The 16983-nt window shown below is 50.5% G+C and carries 11 protein-coding genes; 1 reads left to right on the forward strand and 10 read right to left on the reverse strand.

What is annotated here, in order from left to right:
• Positions 1 to 94: 94 nt before the first annotated feature.
• A complete protein-coding gene (locus HRQ63_RS25770) occupies positions 95 to 1099 on the forward strand; it encodes an Rpn family recombination-promoting nuclease/putative transposase (RefSeq protein WP_188525559.1) in 1005 nt (334 codons plus the stop codon).
• Between the two features lie 84 nt (positions 1100 to 1183).
• On the opposite strand, the gene HRQ63_RS23985 is transcribed toward HRQ63_RS25770, so the two are convergent.
• From HRQ63_RS23985 to aepX, 10 genes are all read right to left on the reverse strand, one after another.
• Positions 1184 to 2065 carry a YitT family protein gene (locus HRQ63_RS23985; protein ID WP_172247679.1) on the reverse strand — a complete coding sequence of 294 codons (882 nt, stop codon included), beginning with the start codon at positions 2063 to 2065 and terminating at the stop codon, positions 1184 to 1186.
• Between the two features lie 9 nt (positions 2066 to 2074).
• Positions 2075 to 3188 (reverse strand): peptide chain release factor 2 gene (gene prfB / locus HRQ63_RS23990; RefSeq protein WP_172247680.1). Its coding sequence is split into 2 segments (ribosomal slippage): positions 2075 to 3115 and positions 3117 to 3188, totalling 1113 coding nucleotides; the frame shifts between segments, so codons are not numbered across the junction.
• A 144-nt stretch (positions 3189 to 3332) separates the two neighbouring features.
• Positions 3333 to 5780, reverse strand: a complete 2448-nt coding sequence (gene secA, locus HRQ63_RS23995; protein WP_172247681.1) for a preprotein translocase subunit SecA — start codon at positions 5778 to 5780, stop codon at positions 3333 to 3335.
• Positions 5781 to 5977: 197 nt separating this feature from the next.
• Positions 5978 to 6538, reverse strand: a complete 561-nt coding sequence (gene hpf / locus HRQ63_RS24000; protein ID WP_172247682.1) for a ribosome hibernation-promoting factor, HPF/YfiA family — start codon at positions 6536 to 6538, stop codon at positions 5978 to 5980.
• A 413-nt stretch (positions 6539 to 6951) separates the two neighbouring features.
• The gene (locus tag HRQ63_RS24005) at positions 6952 to 10950 is read right to left on the reverse strand and encodes a collagen binding domain-containing protein (protein ID WP_172247683.1); all 3999 of its coding nucleotides are present in this window, start codon (positions 10948 to 10950) and stop codon (positions 6952 to 6954) included.
• A 338-nt stretch (positions 10951 to 11288) separates the two neighbouring features.
• Complete coding sequence (locus tag HRQ63_RS24010; RefSeq protein ID WP_037287260.1) at positions 11289 to 11486, reverse strand: cold-shock protein; 198 nt, start codon at positions 11484 to 11486, stop codon at positions 11289 to 11291.
• Between the two features lie 241 nt (positions 11487 to 11727).
• Entirely contained in the window at positions 11728 to 13563 is a 1836-nt protein-coding gene (locus HRQ63_RS24015; RefSeq protein ID WP_172247684.1) for a 2-aminoethylphosphonate aminotransferase, read from the reverse strand.
• Positions 13557 to 14249, reverse strand: a complete 693-nt coding sequence (locus tag HRQ63_RS24020) for a methyltransferase domain-containing protein (protein WP_172247685.1) — start codon at positions 14247 to 14249, stop codon at positions 13557 to 13559. Before HRQ63_RS24020 ends, HRQ63_RS24015 begins: the two co-directional genes overlap by 7 nt.
• A complete protein-coding gene (aepY, locus tag HRQ63_RS24025; RefSeq protein WP_172247707.1) occupies positions 14242 to 15348 on the reverse strand; it encodes a phosphonopyruvate decarboxylase in 1107 nt (368 codons plus the stop codon). The genes HRQ63_RS24020 and aepY overlap by 8 nt, the downstream gene beginning before the upstream one ends.
• A 26-nt stretch (positions 15349 to 15374) precedes the next feature.
• Complete coding sequence (aepX, locus tag HRQ63_RS24030) at positions 15375 to 16973, reverse strand: phosphoenolpyruvate mutase (protein WP_172247686.1); 1599 nt, start codon at positions 16971 to 16973, stop codon at positions 15375 to 15377.
• Positions 16974 to 16983 lie beyond the last annotated feature (10 nt).

Below are 16983 nucleotides of genomic sequence, written 5' to 3' on the forward strand. Positions count from 1 at the left end.
CTTATACTACTTATATAAGGAAAAGACACGGCGCACATCCGACTTAGGCGCGATCTTCTATCGAACATCTAATTATAGAAAGGAAGATCGAGACATGCCACCAGATCGAAAAAATGAATTTCACCATCCCTACGATAAAGCTTACAAAACATTGCTATCTAATCGGGCAATGTTCGCAACTTTACTTCATCATTTTGTTCCGGGAGATTGGACGAAAAAATTGGGTACTGACGACTTAATCAGGGTCGACAAGTCCTATGTTTTGAGCGATTATAAAGAAAAAGAAGCTGACCTCGTTTATAAAGCGCAATTGAACGGACAAGAGTTTTACTTTTATGTACTGCTGGAGTTTCAATCCAGGGTCGATTTCCAAATGCCGCATCGGTTATTAACGTATATGACGGAGATTTGGCGGGATGTACAGAACAACACGCTACAGTCGGAGAAGCGCCGAAAAAACCATAAACTTCCTGCCGTTGTTCCGATCGTTTTATATAATGGCAACGCAAAATGGACAGCGGTTCGTTCTTTTCGGGAAATGATGGAGGGCGAACACCATTTTGGTGCAGAATTGCTCAATTTTCGTTATGTGCTCCTGGATGTGAAAAGACTGGATGCGCAACAGTTGGAGGAAATGGGCAATTTAATCGGGCTGATTTTTCTCGTTGAGCAAAACCCGGGAGCGGTGCCTTTTACCAATCGGTTGAGGAAGTCGAGCCAAATGTTGAAAAACCTGAACCCTGAACTATTTCAACTGTTCAAGTCCTGGTTCAAAATGACGAATCCCAAAGAAACAGAAAAAATCGGTCATATTCTCGACGAATACGAAGATCCGAAAGGAGTAGATACCATGATTTCGAATCTGACAAAAGCACTTCGCGATGAGTATTATGAAATGCGGCGAAAAGGTCTGGAAGACGGGATGGCGGAAGGGCTCGCTGAAGGACGTGTTGAAGGACGCCTTGAAGGAGAAGCTGCCGCTAGTTTGAAAATCGCGCGTAATCTGCTGAAAGAAGGTATGAGCACCGTGCAAATCGCGCGCTTAACGGGCTTGAGTCTGAGTGACGTGGAAGGATTACAGAACGAGAACCCGTCTTGATTGACGCTGCACTTTTTTCATGATCAAAAAAGCCGCTTTTCAGATCTAACGACCTGAAAAGCGGCTTTCTTTTTTTACGAAAGATCACATCTGAATCTTAAACCCTTTGCCCAACACTTCCTGCGCGTTGCTGATCACGACAAAAGCCTCGGGATCGACGGAGCGAACCAACGTTTTCAACCGACTCGTTTCGCTCTGCCCGATGACGACCATCAAGACAGGGCGAGATTCGCCCGTATAGCCGCCTTTGCCCGTCAACTCGGTCAGACCGCGGTCGAGATCTTTGAGAATGACCTGCGTGAGCTCTTCGCGCTTATCCGTAATGATATAGGCCACTTTCGTATAACCGAGACCCATTTCTACGGCGTCGATCACTTTTCCGGTAACATAAAGGCCGATCAACGCGTACAGCGCATTTTCTAGCGACAGGGTAAAGCCTGCCAGCATGATGACCGAACCGTCGACCAGCATAACGCAGAGCGATAAGCCAAGCCCGCTGAATTTTTGCAGCAGCTGCGCCACGATGGACAATCCTCCCGTTGATCCGCGCCCGCGAAAGACAAGTCCAAGACCCAATCCGACCCCGATACCGCCGTATAGCGCTCCGAGCAGCGGATTCGTGGTCGAGATCGGCCAATCGCGCGTGACGTAGATGAACAAAGGTAAACAAATGGTGCCGATCAATGTGCGCGCCCCGTATTTTTTGCCCAAAAAAATGACGCCTGCAACAAACAACGGAATATTGAATATCCATTGGGTAAAAGCCGGCTCGAAGCCGAACCATTCTTTGATAATGATCGACAAGCCCGACACGCCGCCCGACGCGATCTGGTTAGGCAATAGGAATAGATTAAACGCGATTGCCGTGATAAAAGCCCCTGCGATAATAAGCGCGGCATCCAACGCGTTGCGTTTGGCACCGTCGATCGGGACCAGCGGCTTTCTGCCGCCTTTACTTGTTTTCATGGTTCGCGTTTACTCCGTTTCGATCTTCAGTTGGCTGCGCAGATAAGCATCGACGAATCCGTCCAGATCGCCGTCCATCACCGCGCCGATATTGCCGGTTTCATGCGCTGTACGATGGTCTTTGACCATGTTGTACGGGTGGAACACGTACGAACGGATTTGGCTGCCCCAACCGATCTCGGACTGCTCGCCGCGAATCTCGGCCAGTTCCTGCTTTTGCTCTTCGATCTTGCGCTCATACAGCTTGGAACGCAGCATGGTCATGGCTTGCGCGCGGTTTTTGATCTGCGAGCGTTCGTTCTGACAGGTAACCACGATTCCGGTCGGAAGGTGGGTAATCCGGATCGCCGAGTCGGTCGTATTGATATGCTGACCGCCGGCGCCGCTTGCGCGGTACGTGTCGATCTTCAGGTCTTCCGTGCGAATATCGATCTCGATCGTATCGTCGATTTCCGGCACGACGTCGCAAGACACGAACGACGTATGCCGTCTGCCCGAAGAATCGAACGGCGAGATGCGAACCAGACGGTGTACGCCTTTTTCCGCTTTGAGATAGCCGTAGGCGTTGTATCCTTTGATCAGCAGCGTAACGCTTTTGATGCCCGCTTCGTCGCCCGGCAGATAATCGAGCGTTTCCACCTTGAAGCCGCGTTTTTCCGCCCACCGTCTATACATGCGAAACAGCATTTCTCCCCAGTCCTGCGACTCGGTACCGCCTGCGCCCGGGTGCAGCTCCAGGATCGCGTTAAGTTTATCGTAAGGTTCGCTGAGCAGCAGCTGCAGTTCGAATTCGCCGACCCGTTTAACGAGATCTTCGATGCTTCCCGCGACTTCGTTAGCCATATCCTGGTCTTCTTCCTCATCGGCCAGTTCGGCCATCAGCGCGGCATCGTCGTAATCCTGCTGCAGCTTCGCATATTGGTCGACCGATCCTTTGACGGCGTTCATCTCTGCGATCACGGCTTGCGCTTTATCGTTATCGTCCCAGAAATCCGGCGCGGACATTTTCTCTTCGAAGTTGGAGATCAGTTCTTGCTTCAGATCTAAGTCAAAGAGACCCCCTAAGGTTGGTTAATTTCTGCGCCATTTCGCGCAGATCCTGCTTCACTGACGGATCGATCATGTATCGTCACCTCTTCTATAGTATGGGAAAACGTAAATCGTCTTCCTTTTTAGCGTCTTAGACAGCCCTGCGGCCCGATCCCGGAAGTCGCCTCCTGGAACCGGGCCGTTGCTTGACTATCTTCGAAATCCGTTTACCGCAATGTTAACGTTGAGCGCGGCGCTCTTTGCGGGAAGCTTTTTTATCCGGCGTCGGGCTGTTCGTGCTGATCTTCTTCTCGTCGATAACCGCTTCGCGCTGCTGGTTGGATTCGACGCGTGCTTTCATGATATACGTCGCAACCTCTTCCTGAATGCTGGCGATCATCTGGTTGAACATTTCATAACCTTCGAATTGGTACTCGCGCAGAGGGTCCGTACCGCCGTAAGCGCGCAGGTGGATACCTTGACGCAGTTGATCCATCGCATCGATGTGGTCCATCCATTTGCGGTCAACCGCGCGCAGCGCGATAACTTTCTCGAATTCGCGAACCATGGCTTCGCCAAGCGAAGCTTCGCGCTCGTCGTAACGCTGTTGAACTTTATCGTACAGATATTCCGTGATTTCGGAAGCTTCTTTGCCCCACAGTTCGTCGCGGGTGATCTCGCCTTCTTCAAGCAGCTTGGCGTTAATGTAGTCCGCCACTTCTTGAAGCTCCCAGTTTTCCGGGATATCGTCGCCCGTATGCGCTTCGACGATCCGTTCGATGGTGCCGCGGATCATATCGAGCACGATCTGCTTCACGTTGTCGGCTTCAAGCAGCTCCATACGCTGTTTGTAGATGACGCCGCGCTGTTGGTTCATCACGTCATCGTATTGGAGAACAACTTTGCGCGTATCGAAGTTGTTGCCTTCGACGCGCTTTTGCGCCGATTCGACGGCACGCGTGATCATGCGGCTTTCGATCGGTTGGTCTTCTTCGAAGCCCAGACGCTCCATCATGTTCAGCACGTTGTCCGCGCCGAAACGCTTCATCAACTCGTCGCCGAGCGACAGGTAAAACTGCGTGGAACCCGGATCGCCTTGACGTCCGGCACGGCCGCGCAGCTGGTTATCGATCCGGCGCGATTCGTGACGCTCGGTACCGATGATATGCAGGCCGCCGACGTCATGCACGCCTTCGCCCAATACGATGTCGGTACCGCGTCCCGCCATGTTGGTCGCGATCGTGACGGAACCGGCTTGCCCGGCGCTCGAAATGATCTCGGCTTCTTCGGCGTGATACTTGGCGTTCAACACCTGGTGACGAATGCCTTTTTTCTTGAGCATTTCCGACAGCACTTCGGAGTTCTCGATCGATACCGTACCGACCAGGATCGGTTGGTTTTTGGCATGACGTTCTTCGATCTCGGCCACGACGGCGCGGAATTTGCTGGCTACGCTCTTATACACAACGTCCGGCGCATCGATGCGTTGGTTCGGACGGTTTGTCGGAACTTGAAGAACTTCAAGTCCGTAGATCTTTTTGAATTCTTCTTCCTCCGTCTTTGCCGTACCGGTCATGCCGGCCAGCTTGCGGTACATGCGGAAGTAGTTTTGGAACGTGATCGTCGCAAGCGTCATGCTTTCGTTTTGAACCGTGATGCCTTCCTTCGCTTCGATCGCTTGGTGCAGACCGTCGCTGTAGCGGCGTCCCGCCATCAGGCGGCCCGTGAATTCGTCGACGATGACGACTTCGTCTTCAACGACCACATAGTCGACGTCGCGGCGCATGATGACGTTGGCTTTCAGCGCTTGAACGATGTGGTGATTGAGCATGACATGCTTCTGGTCGTACAGGTTGTCGATGCCGAAATCGCGTTCCGCTTTCGCGGCGCCTTTATCGGACAGCGATACGGATTTGACCTTGATATCGACCGTGTAATCCTCTTCCGCCTGCAGACGCTTCACGAAGCGGTCCGCGAGGAAATACAGTTCCGTCGATTTTTGCGCTTGCCCGGAGATGATCAGCGGCGTACGCGCTTCGTCGACGAGAATGGAGTCTACTTCGTCGATGATGCAGAAATAGAGCGGACGTTGAACCATCTGCTCTTTGTACAACACCATGTTGTCGCGCAGATAGTCGAAGCCGTACTCGTTGTTCGTTCCGTACGTGATGTCGCAGCCGTAAGCTTCTTGCTTTTGCGCATGCTCCATGCCGCTCAGGTTCAGACCTACGGTCATCCCCAGGAAGTTATAGACTTGAGCCATCTCTTCGCTGTCGCGCTGAGCCAGGTAATCGTTGACGGTAACGACGTGCACGCCTTGGCCCGCGAGTGCATTCAAATAAACCGGAAGGGTTCCGACCAGCGTCTTGCCTTCGCCGGTTTTCATTTCCGCGATTCGGCCGTTATGCAGAGCGATGCCGCCGACCAACTGAACGTCGTAATGGCGTTTGCCGAGCGTTCGCTTGGACGCTTCGCGCGTCGTTGCGAAAGCTTCCGGCAACAGGCTGTCAATCGATTCTCCCTTGGCTAAACGCTCGCGGAATTCGACCGTTTTATTTTTAAGCTGCTCGTCCGTGAGTTTTTCGAAATCGGGTTCCATTTTATTGATGATGTCGACGGTACGCATGAACTTTTTGACGTCACGTTCGTTCATATCCCCGAAGATTTTTTTGACAAGTCCTAACATGTTGTGCCCCTTTCGTGCAAAACGGATGGTTTGCCTAAATTGTACCAGCTTGAGCGGACACGGGCAACCGCGTAAGAGCCCGCCCAGCAAGGATCCGTAAAACTTCTCAACATATTATATACGCAGAAAGAGCCTTATCCGGTGCGGATAAGACTCTTTTTCTTCAAAATTCATGATTTTTTTGTGAAAGCGAGTCCTTATTCCTGCTCGATCAGGCCGTATTTGCCGTCGTTGCGACGATATACGACGTTAACCGTTTCGGATTCGATGTTCGAAAATACGAAGAAGTTGTGGCCGATCATGTTCATTTGCAGGATCGCTTCTTCGACGTCCATCGGTTTCAGCAGGAAACGCTTGTTGCGCACGACTTGGAGTTCGTCCTCTTCCTCATCCGTGGATGGAGAAACGGAAGCATTGGCGCCTTCGTCCACGAAAAGTCCCTTAAGGCTTTCGTCTTGACGGAATCTGCGGTTCATTTTGGTTTTGTGCTTACGAATTTGGCGCTCCAGCTTCGAAAGTACCGAGTCGATCGACGTATACATATCGTCGCTCCGATCTTCCGCGCGAAGGAACACGCCTCCCGGAAGAGGGATCGTCACCTCGACCTTGTGAATACCTCGAGTCACGCTCAGCGTGACGTTACCCTCCGTAGCCGGGGGAATATCGAAATACTTTTCAAGTCGGCTGAGTCTCTTGTCGATATAATCTTTCAGAGCGTCAGTAACCTCAATGTGTTGTCCTCGAATCGCAAAATCCATAGGGCACTCCTCCTTATGTCACCATTATAACACAGCGTTAACGCCGAGTAAAAACGGTGTTAACGTTTTGTGTAAAACGATTTTTCCGGGCGCGGATCGCCTGGCCGAAAATCGTTGTTAGATTCAATTAACCGAAAAGGAAGAAGGGCAAACGCCTATTGTTAAATAACTGGCTTTCTTGAAGGGTCGATTACCCTCAAACGGTTCAAAACAAGCTTCGGGCTTCTGATTGTTCGTCAGGCTCCGATACGAACGGAATCGATTCGCGAACTTTCTTTTCCGTCAGGCCGGGCGGCGATGACGATTCGTGCGTTCCGACTTCGGCACAGCGTTTTGAAGGTGTTCGATAAAGAAAAAACCTTGCTTTCGATCCGGAATCGGAATCCAAAGCAAGGTCGGGAATTCATGAGGTTTTAACGATTTTTCATCGAAGCTCTGCGTCTGAGTACCAAACCGAACAAGATAAGTCCGATTCCGGCAAACAGATAAGGCAGTTTGCTTTCTTCGCCCGTCTGAGGCAGCATAGGAACGTCTTGCGGAACGTCGGCCTCGTTATTCGGCACTACCGTTCCCGGAACCACCGTTCCCGGCACGACGGGAGGCGTGCCTTGCGGAACGTCGCCGTCCGGCACGTAGAATTCCGGTTCGCCCGGAACGACGGGCGGAACGCCCTGCGGGATCGGATCGACCGGTACCGGCACTTCGGGATTTTCCGAAGGCGTCGCGGGCTGTTCCGGCGAAACCGGTTGAGCCGGCACTTCAGGCGGCCCCTGCGGCGTGTTTTCGTCCGGAACTTCGATTCCCGGTTCGGTCGGCTGAGGCTGCTGCGGCGTATTGTCCGTCGGCGGTACCGTCGGCGTAACAGGCTGAGTCGGCGGCTCGGTCGGTCCTTGCGGAATGTTTTCATCAGGCACTTGCACGACAGGCGGCTCCGTCGGCGGCGGCGTTAGCGTACCCGGCTCTGTCGGTGGTGTCGTTGGCGTACCTGGCTCCGTCGGCGGTGTCGTTGGCGTACCCGGTTCCGTCGGCGGTGTCGTCGGCGTACCCGGCTCTGTCGGCGGCGTTGTCGGAACGTTCGGAAGCTTTTCGTTCTCAACAGTCGTTTTTACGCGTCCGTTGTTTTCCGCAAGCGTCTTGGTTCCGATCACGATCGTCGCCGGACCTTCGTCGCCGAGTTTATACCCTTCCGGCGCTTTCGTTTCCGTCAAAGTGTACGAACCGTACAGCAGGTTACCGAATACGATTTGTCCTTTTTCGTCCGTCGTACGGGTGATCGGGGCTCTGCGGCCTGCCGAATCCTGCAGAACGAATACGGCTCCCGGAAGTTTGATTGCGGCGTCGGCCGCATCGGTTTTCGTCACTTCGAGCGCTCCCGTCACGCCGCCTCCCGTACCCGAACCGGAAGTGGTGCGCACGATGATTTCACGGGTGGAGTCGACGGTTCCTTTTTTCACGCCGTCTCCTTCGAAACGAACGCTGTTGGACAATTTTTCGCGGTCATTCGCGCGAATAACGGTCTGGTACTCCAGCTCGTAAGCCGATTCGATCGGCTTCGCGAATTTCAATTCGAATTGTTCGCTGTCGCCGGACATGATATCCAGCGTGTAATCGACATCGCGCTTCAGTTCTTCGCCCCGGGTCGATTTCCCGTCGGACGAAGAAACAAGGCGGTACAGACGGAACGTCTGATCGTCCAGGAACTGGCTGCCCGAATGCGTATCGACGATTCGCGCATTTTCCACGTACGATTGACCTTGATTCAATTTGATCGTCCAAAGAATGCGGTCGGCCTGCTGCACGCCTTCTTTGGCCGCGTAGGTGCCGCCGCCGGGAATGTTCACGCTGGCGTCCCACGTGTTCACGGTTTGACCGTTACCGGTCAATACCGCTTGGTTGGTCACGTTCGTCCCTTCGATCACGCTGCCTTTGAGCGTCGTTTTGAACGTGATCCAATAAGCGGATTCGATGCCGTTCGGGAACGCGATCTTCAACTCGTTCCCGTTGTCTGCGTCAGGATAAGAAGCAGAGTAACGCGAAGGATCGACGGAAGCACCTTTGCGGGCTCCCAACCATGTTCCGGTCAGGTTCATGTCGTTGACTTCCAACGAACCTTCCACGTAACGCTGGCCTTGCGTCAAGCGATCGACGATCGCGGCATCGTCGACGCGTTTTTGATTGTAGTTGGCTTTGATCGTCCACGTGATTTCTTTGGTGGACGGATCGTAAACGCCGCTTTTCGCGCCGTTCGCCACCGTCAGGTCATCCGGCCAAAAACGGGCGCTGGACGTTTTGACGCGCGGTTTGCCTTCATGCGTAAAGTCGAGCTGCGAGCTGTTCAAAAAACTTTTTTCTTTTTGATTCTTTTTCCAATCCACTTCGTAACGCGTGTCGTACGTGATCACGTAACGCTGCGTAACGGCGTTGGTGAACTTGATTTCGAATCCGGAACGGATTCCGTTATCGGTCGTCAGCGTGTAATCGACATCGCGCACAAGCGCGGATCCGTTTTCCCGTTTGATGACCAGCGTGCTTTCCTGGAATTCAAGGCCGCCTTCCGGGAACGTGTCTTTCATCATCACATCGCGCATATCGAAACGGTCGGTGTTGATCGCGATCTGCCACGAAGTCACGCGTTTTTTGAAATCGGCGCCTTTATTCGTTTTCACGAATAGATTGCGCTCCAGTACCTGCGAAGCCGACGCTTTGATCCCGCCGCTCGTCACGGTGTTGGTGATCCGGTCTTTCGCGTATACCGCAATAGCGGCCTTGGTGCTGTACTTGATATTATGCTCCGCGTTCACATCCTGCAGGAATTGAAGATTAAAGCCTCTCAGTCCGCCGGATTCCGGCACGATCTTCAGGGTATAATCCCGATCGCGAACAAGCAGTTCGGACCCTTTGTAGACTTGGAACGTGTTTTCGATCAGGCTTTGCCCGCTCGTGAAGCGGTCTTCGAGAAGAGCTTGATCGGCGGGAATCAAAATGGCATCGCCGTAGTTATAGCGAATTTCCCAATCGATCGTCTGATTTTTGTCATCGTAAGCGGCGACCTTTTTGTCCATCTGCAAGCCGCGCTGAACGGTGACCGTAGCGGAAGCGGAAGCATCCTGACGGCTTTGCGCGGACAATACGGCCGTGTTTTTGAACGACGTCGCCTTTCCGGCTTGAAGCTTGGTCGAATAGTCGACGCGGTAGGCTCCGGTCAGCTCGCCGGAACCGAAGTCAAGCTCTAGTTCGCCGGAAGCGGTATTGAGCGTGTAGCTTGCCGGATCGGCAGCCTCGCCTTTTTCGAACATTCCGTCCGCGGCTTTCGTCAATTTGGTTACCGTGATGGATTCCGCTTCGAGCGCAAGACCGTCGGGAATCGCGTCTTTCAATTTGACTCCGCGCAGCGTTTGTTCCGACGTATTGAGATCGACGGACCAACGAATGACGCCTGCGGCATTATCGGCGGTTCCTTTTTTGGAAAGGGTCAATCCCGCTTCCGGTTTGAGATATAGGACGAAAGCCTGTTCTCCGCTCGTGATCGGGAACGTCAGTTTGACCTGCGTGCTGTCTTGTACCACTTCGCGCGTCAATTCGGTACGAATCGTCAGCGTTCCGGCAACGTCGGAGTGCGATTCGATAAACTCGCTGAACGTGACCGTAACATGACCGTCGGTCGTGACCGAGAACGATCCGGCGGACTCCCCGCTGCCGTCTTCTCCGCTCACGATCAACGGCGCATCGGAAATCGGCGTATAAATGCGGAACTGCGACGGAACATCGAATTCGAACACGGAACCTGCCGTGTACGGATGGCCGTTTTCGAGCGCCCACGCGTAGTTCAGGCTGATCGCGTTTTCTCCGTTAAAGAAACGATCCGGGTCGTCCGAAACGATCGGCTGTCCGGCATCGTCGGTCAACGTGACCGCGTTTAAAATGTTTTCCGATACAGGCACGGGTGCTTGGGCCGCCTGTTCGGTTTCCTCGGCGTCGGCTTTCTCTGCTGCTTCAAGGTCGGCTTCCGAATCAACCGTTTCGGTTGCTTCGTCCGGCGAAGCCGACTCTTCCTGCGTTTGGACTTCGGTCGATTCGTCTGCCTGCTCTTGCGCCGGCTGCGTGTCTTCGGAAGCCGGAACCTCGTCAGACGAGCTTGGCGAAGGCACCGGATTTGCATTGCTTTCCGCATCGGCGTTTGTTACGGAAGGTTGGCCGGAATCGGCAGAAGCGGCTGAATCCGAGCTCGTAGACTCATTTTGGACGGGTGCATTATCGGACTGGGCTTGCGCGCCGTCCGACGATTGCCCACTAGACGCAGGCGTTGCTTCGGCCGCGTAAGTTGAAGCTATGAATCCCCCGAAAAAAGTATGTACCGTAAGCAAAATAGCCATGATAAGTATAAAGCCCTTACCCATTCTGTTGTTTCGCACTAGATGTTCCCCTCTCCGAATCATTCCTCAAAAAGCATATCTTGCAGACTGTCCGTCGATACACTGGGCTAAAAGGCTCATAAAATACACTACTTTGTGCTTAAACGTTTCGAAAACGAATGAACCTTGTATTTAATATAATATATTACTTTATATGGTTATAAAGGGTATGAGACTATTGTTCATGTACTACTTATTCAGCTTGACATCCATCTTTTGCGCATAGAAAAAGACCTCACTCAGAGTGAGGTCTTCCGGCTGAGGCATGTGTAGTCTCCAACCATCATAAATCATTAAAGCTAATCATCTATGTAGGTCAGGTATACGGCTGCGACGGCTTACAGAGGAGTAACGTTGGAAGCTTGCGGTCCGCGAGCGCCTTCAACGATATCAAACTCAACGGATTGTCCTTCTTCCAGCGTTTTGAATCCTTCGATTTGAATCGCCGAGAAGTGAACGAAAACGTCGCCGCCTTCTTCCGTTTCGATGAAACCGTAACCTTTTTCTGCGTTAAACCATTTTACTTTACCTTGCATGCACGAACATTCCCTTCATTATCAGATAAAAATGTGTGGTCCACTACTCGAATATACCGCCGTTTTTCTTCGATGTCAATTGGAATATAAAATGATTACATTCAATTATATTCCAAAATAATAACGAAAAAATTCAGGAACGGAATTAAGAGATTATAGACCTAAATTACATTTAACCGACTTTTGAAAAACCGAAACAATAAATTTCGGGCTTAAGGTTCAAGTGTTTTCGATGCTCTTTTTACAACCTATCTAAATACTCTTTCATGATTCCCAAAAATCTTTCCATATCTTTTTTAGTGATAGCTCCGATGTTCGCAATACGGAATGAAGCGGTTTTTCCTATCTTTCCAGGATAAATTGTGATGCCACGCTCATAAAGAAAATCGTGCATTTCTTCAAAATCATAATTTTCATGTTCAGGTTCTTTAATCGCCGTTATAATTTTGGAATGATATTCGAGCGGCACAAGACATTCCAAGTTCAACTCTTTCAAACCGTCGATCAAGGTTTGCCAAGACTCCGAGTATCGGCGATATCGTTGTTCGATTCCTTCGATCTGGGTTTCGATAATTGCTTGTTCCAGCGCATAAAGCGTTTGAACCGGCGGCGTGAAGCGAAGTTGATGCGTTCTTTTCAAATACTCGTATTGTTTGTACAGATCCAGGTAATACGATCTAGGTTTATGATTTTGAAGCGCCAGAAGCTTTTCTCGTTCGGCTATTACGAACCCGATCCCTGCCATTCCTTGCAGGTTCTTATTCGAACTTGCAATCACATAAGAAATGCCGCTTGCTTGCATATCGATCGGAATCGCGCCGTATGAGCTCATCGCATCGACGATTAGATCCACCTTATACGTTTCGCACAATTCGGCAACTGCTTGGATATCATTTAGGATTCCGCTTGTGGTCTCATTGTGCACGACGGCAACATGAGTGATTTTACTTTTACTGCTTCGAATGGCGTCTTCTATTGATTCTATAGATAAAGGACTTATGGGCGGACTTGTCAAAACTTCATGGTCGACTTCATATACATTTGCAATCTCTGCCATACGTTCTCCATAAGCCCCATTGCTAATGATTAAAAGCTTGCCTTCGCCAACAACAGAAGTAATGACAGATTCGACCGCGGCTGTACCTGATCCCCCGAACAGAACCGTCTCATACCGATCCTTTGGCGCCACAAAAAGCGTAAGCTGTTCCGAAATCCATTCCATCAATTTCCCGAACGAGCGCTCCCGTGGACAAATATCCGGGACGACCTGCGCCCATTTCACGCTATCCGTCGTCGTGGCAGGACCCGGATTCAGCAAAATATTGCGTTCAACAGAAAGTTTTGCTGTGATTTGCTTACCCTCGATACGGGGATAAATGTGTTCTTCCGCGCGTCGCAAATGCTCTTCGGTATCAATTTCGCACCAAGCAAGCCGTTCGATTTTTTTAACAGGAATAGCCTTTCGTTTTCCCGCTGCCACGATTGCGTATTCATAATCCCACTTCGGTGTGTTTTTCATTTCGGCTTCGGCCAAACTGCACATCATTTGATACGTATCTAACGAAATTTTGCAAATCCCGACTAATTCGGCATCCAAACTATGAAGTTCTTGCGCTTTCTTGGACATATTTTGCACAAAACCTTTATTGTTCGATTCGATATAAACCTCGTCGCCCGAATCGGTTTTTCCGCTGCCTAGAATGATATCCGGTCTCGGATCCGCGATTAAATTGCCCAAGCAAGCCGGATCATAAAGCAGGTCCGATTCTAATAGCAAAAAATCTTCTTTCAGCTCATGCTTAAGCCTATATAAAGTTTCCATGCTTCCGCTATCCGCGTAACGATCATTGAGAACGCAAACGAGCTCTTTATATCGTTTTGCCAGATCGTCATATGCCTCATGTCGATAACCGGTTCCGATCACGATACGTTCGACGCCGCTTTCTATAAGCTGCCGAACCGATCGTTCGACGATCGGAACTCCTCCGATTTCCACAAAGCCTTTAGGCTTGTCGACAGTGCGTTCTTTCAACCTGCTACCTAGCCCCGCCGCTAATATAACCGCTGTTTTCACCATTTTTCGATCACCACATTAAATCGGAATTTGTTGTTGCCATAATTTTCGATCTGTTGGTCGAATACCCGTATCGTTGCATTTTTGCCTTTCAACACATCGGAAACAAAATCCCGATCGTAAAAAAGATGATCCAGCCCTGAATACTTTTTTTCGTATTCTCCATCCGAAAGCGCCCCTTTTCGAATTCGCAAAGCTTCTTCGGCGTAACGGATATCGTTCAAGTCAAGCAAAGCTACGATTCGCTCCGATTTCCGATACATATCCAAAATTACTTCAGCCGCGTATTCGTACGAAGGAAAATATTGAAAAACGCTATTGGCCACAACGACATCAAAAGATGGTTCCGGTGTTAATCCGATCGCTTCTTGAACTTGAAAGTCCATGCCCGGCATAACGAAATCGGCTAATTCGATCAGAGAAGGCGAATAATCGATTCCTCCGACACGATGTCCTTTTCGATAGAAATCATACAGAAAAGCTCCGCTTCCGCTACCGACTTCGAATAAAGCATCTTTTGGACGGATGTCAGCAATTTCGGATATATGCGCCGTATAGTTCTTCCAAGCCGAGATCCCGATCTTGCCCGCGCCCGAGTTGAAGCCGTCCGCTTCAATCAGAAATTCAAGATCAGGTTTCTCTTCCGGAATCGTACGCTGGCGCGACCAAATTTCTTTCCAGTCAGCCATTAATAAAGACCATCAAGCGTTCTTTGACTTCGCGGGGTTTGACCTTTGGACGGCTCAGGTCTTCTTTGGCGCCTTTCAATATCGGCAGATAAACAAAGGTTAGCTTCGGATCAGAATGCCACTGCTTCAGAGCCTTCTTGAATTGCGCCGCGTCGAATACGCATTGAACGCGCTCGTATCCGCAAGCTGCGGCCACAGTCGCAAAATCAACGCCCGCAGAAACGGTTCCCTGCCCTCCTGTGGAATCATGTACATGATTATCTAAAAGGATATGAAGCAAATTCGTCGGACCGTACTGCCCCGTTGTTGCCAGATTCCCCATTCGCATCAAAAGCGCGCCGTCTCCGTCGATCGCAACGACTTTCTTTTCCGGACAGCTTAACGATACCCCCAGACCCAAAGGACTGATGCATCCCATTGATCCGACCATATAAAGATTTTGCTCCGAGTCTTCGACTTCATACAATTCTCTTCCGGTAAATCCGGTTGTCGCCAAATGAACCGTTCGCGAATCTTTGTTAGCGTTCAAAATACCTAACGCTTCATAGCGGGTAAGCCGCGATTGTTCGTTGTTTTCGTTGCGTTCTACTTCAACCCGGTTCGGACGTAACGGCACTTCGCTGCTTCGCAAAGCTTCTTTATTGAATGTTCCTTTTTTTACAACGAAAAAGAAAGGACGATCCGAGGCAATGACTTGATCGGCTTGTTCGAGTTGGATTTCGGCCTGCTCGATATCATCGGACAAAAAAGCCCATTCCACTTGCATCAACTCAAGCAATTGCGTCGTAATTTGCCCCATCAATTCATGCTGCGGCTCATCCGAAAGCCCGGGTTCTCCGCGTAAACTAACAAAGCCGAGCACAGGCAATTTGAAGCAATAATTCAAAGAAGTTAGCGGCGATACAGCGTTGGTCAATCCGGAATTCTGCATCAGCACGACAGATTTCCTGCCTCCAAGCTGAGCGCCTCCCGCGATGGCTACCGCATCTCCCTCATTAACTGCACCGACATAATCGCACTCGTTAATCGCGTAGTTGATTAAGTCTTTCAAAAAAGAACAAGGTACTCCCGTATAAAAATCAAACCCTCGTTCCTTCATCGCGTTACCGAAAGCTCGCGTATCGATCACAATAATTCACCCGCTTTTTGCAAATCGACGATGGAATCGACATCAAGCCAATCGCCTTTGACAAATTTGACCGCGATTGTTTCCGTTTTTGCCAACTCGTTGAACAGGTCAACGAGCGTAAACGTATCAAATCCGGCCTCCTGGGCCAATGTTTCCAAAGCCTTTTGCACCGAAACGGCTCCCTCTTGCGAAACTTTCCATAATCCAACGAATTCGCCATTGGCAGGTTGGCCGTCTTTGATATTTCTTGCGCTAAGGAGCTTGGCGGTATTGGAGTATAGGTTACGCGAATAAGGCTTGTCCGTAACCACGATATCGGGCGCAGCTTCGCTCATTTCGGAATCGGCATCCACAATGATCGTAATATTGTTATTATCGTTAAGAAGATCATTTAAAATATAGTTTTTGTAGACGATATCTCCGTAACTAATAACCGTCGTGCCTTTTCCCAATTGATCTTTGGCAAGATACAACGAACTTAGTTCTTTGGTGGAAGCGAAAAGCTCATTATCGATAGGCCGTATATTGCCAAGATCGATACGATCTTTCGCAAATCCTCGCACGACCGAAATATTTTTGATACCGACTTTATTCAAATCGTCCACTTGCATGCTTAAAAGCGGTTTGCCGTTGATTTTAAGCATGGTTTTAGGAATGTCCCGCGTGAGTTCGCCGAGGTTGCCTTGGCTGGCCGCTAAAATGATTGCGTTAACCTGTTTTCCCGAAGTCGGCAGATAACGCTTTTCCGCTTCTTTAAGTTCGTCCGCTCCTTGCAATCTAAAAATTTCGGACACAGTCGTTACTTTTCCTTCGACGTTGATCAACGATTGGTCTTTGTAAATCTGTTGAACCGTCTGCTGCATCGATTGAATCGCTGAGCGCATCGTATGATTCGCCCAAATGACCATGTTAATGCCCATTTCCCGGAAACGATCCGTGGGGGTGGAATAGTACTTAGTCGGCACAATCACTACCGGGTGCCGATTCCCCCATTCTTTCATGAATGCTTCAATATCCGAGCTGTCGGCTTTTTTGCTATGAACAAGAATGGCATCGGCGCCGGCTTTGCGGTAAGCTTCGCCTCGGCGAAGCGCTTCGTCTAAGCCCCAACCGGCGATGAACGATTCCAGCCTGGCGACTACGCAAAAATCTTCGTCGCTCTGCGTTTCTTTGGCCGCTTGGATTTTGCCGCAAAATTCGTCGATATCCGCTAACGGCTGCGTTTCGCCGGAGATGAACGAGTTTGTTTTCGGGAAAAGCTTATCCTCGATACAAACGCCCGCAACGCCGCGCTGTTCAAGCTTTTTCACCAATCTGCGCATGTTGTTGAAGTTTCCGTACCCGGTATCGCCGTCCAGCAAAATAGGAAGACTGCTGGCGTCGCTCATATATTCCATGACGTCCAACACCTGCGTCCACGAGGCTTCGTTGTTGTCGCGTACGCCGAGGGAGGCGGAGATGGTTAGACCGCTACCCCAAATCCCTTGAAAGCCCGTTTCCTCCACAATCTTGGCCGATATTCCGTTATGGGCTTCCATGATGAAATCGAGTTCCGGGCTGGTAAGCATTTGTTTGAGTTTTTGTGTTTTTTTCATGTTTAGTAAT

Source organism: Saccharibacillus endophyticus (genome assembly GCF_013185185.1).
Classification (GTDB): Bacteria; Bacillota; Bacilli; order Paenibacillales; family Paenibacillaceae; genus Saccharibacillus; species Saccharibacillus endophyticus.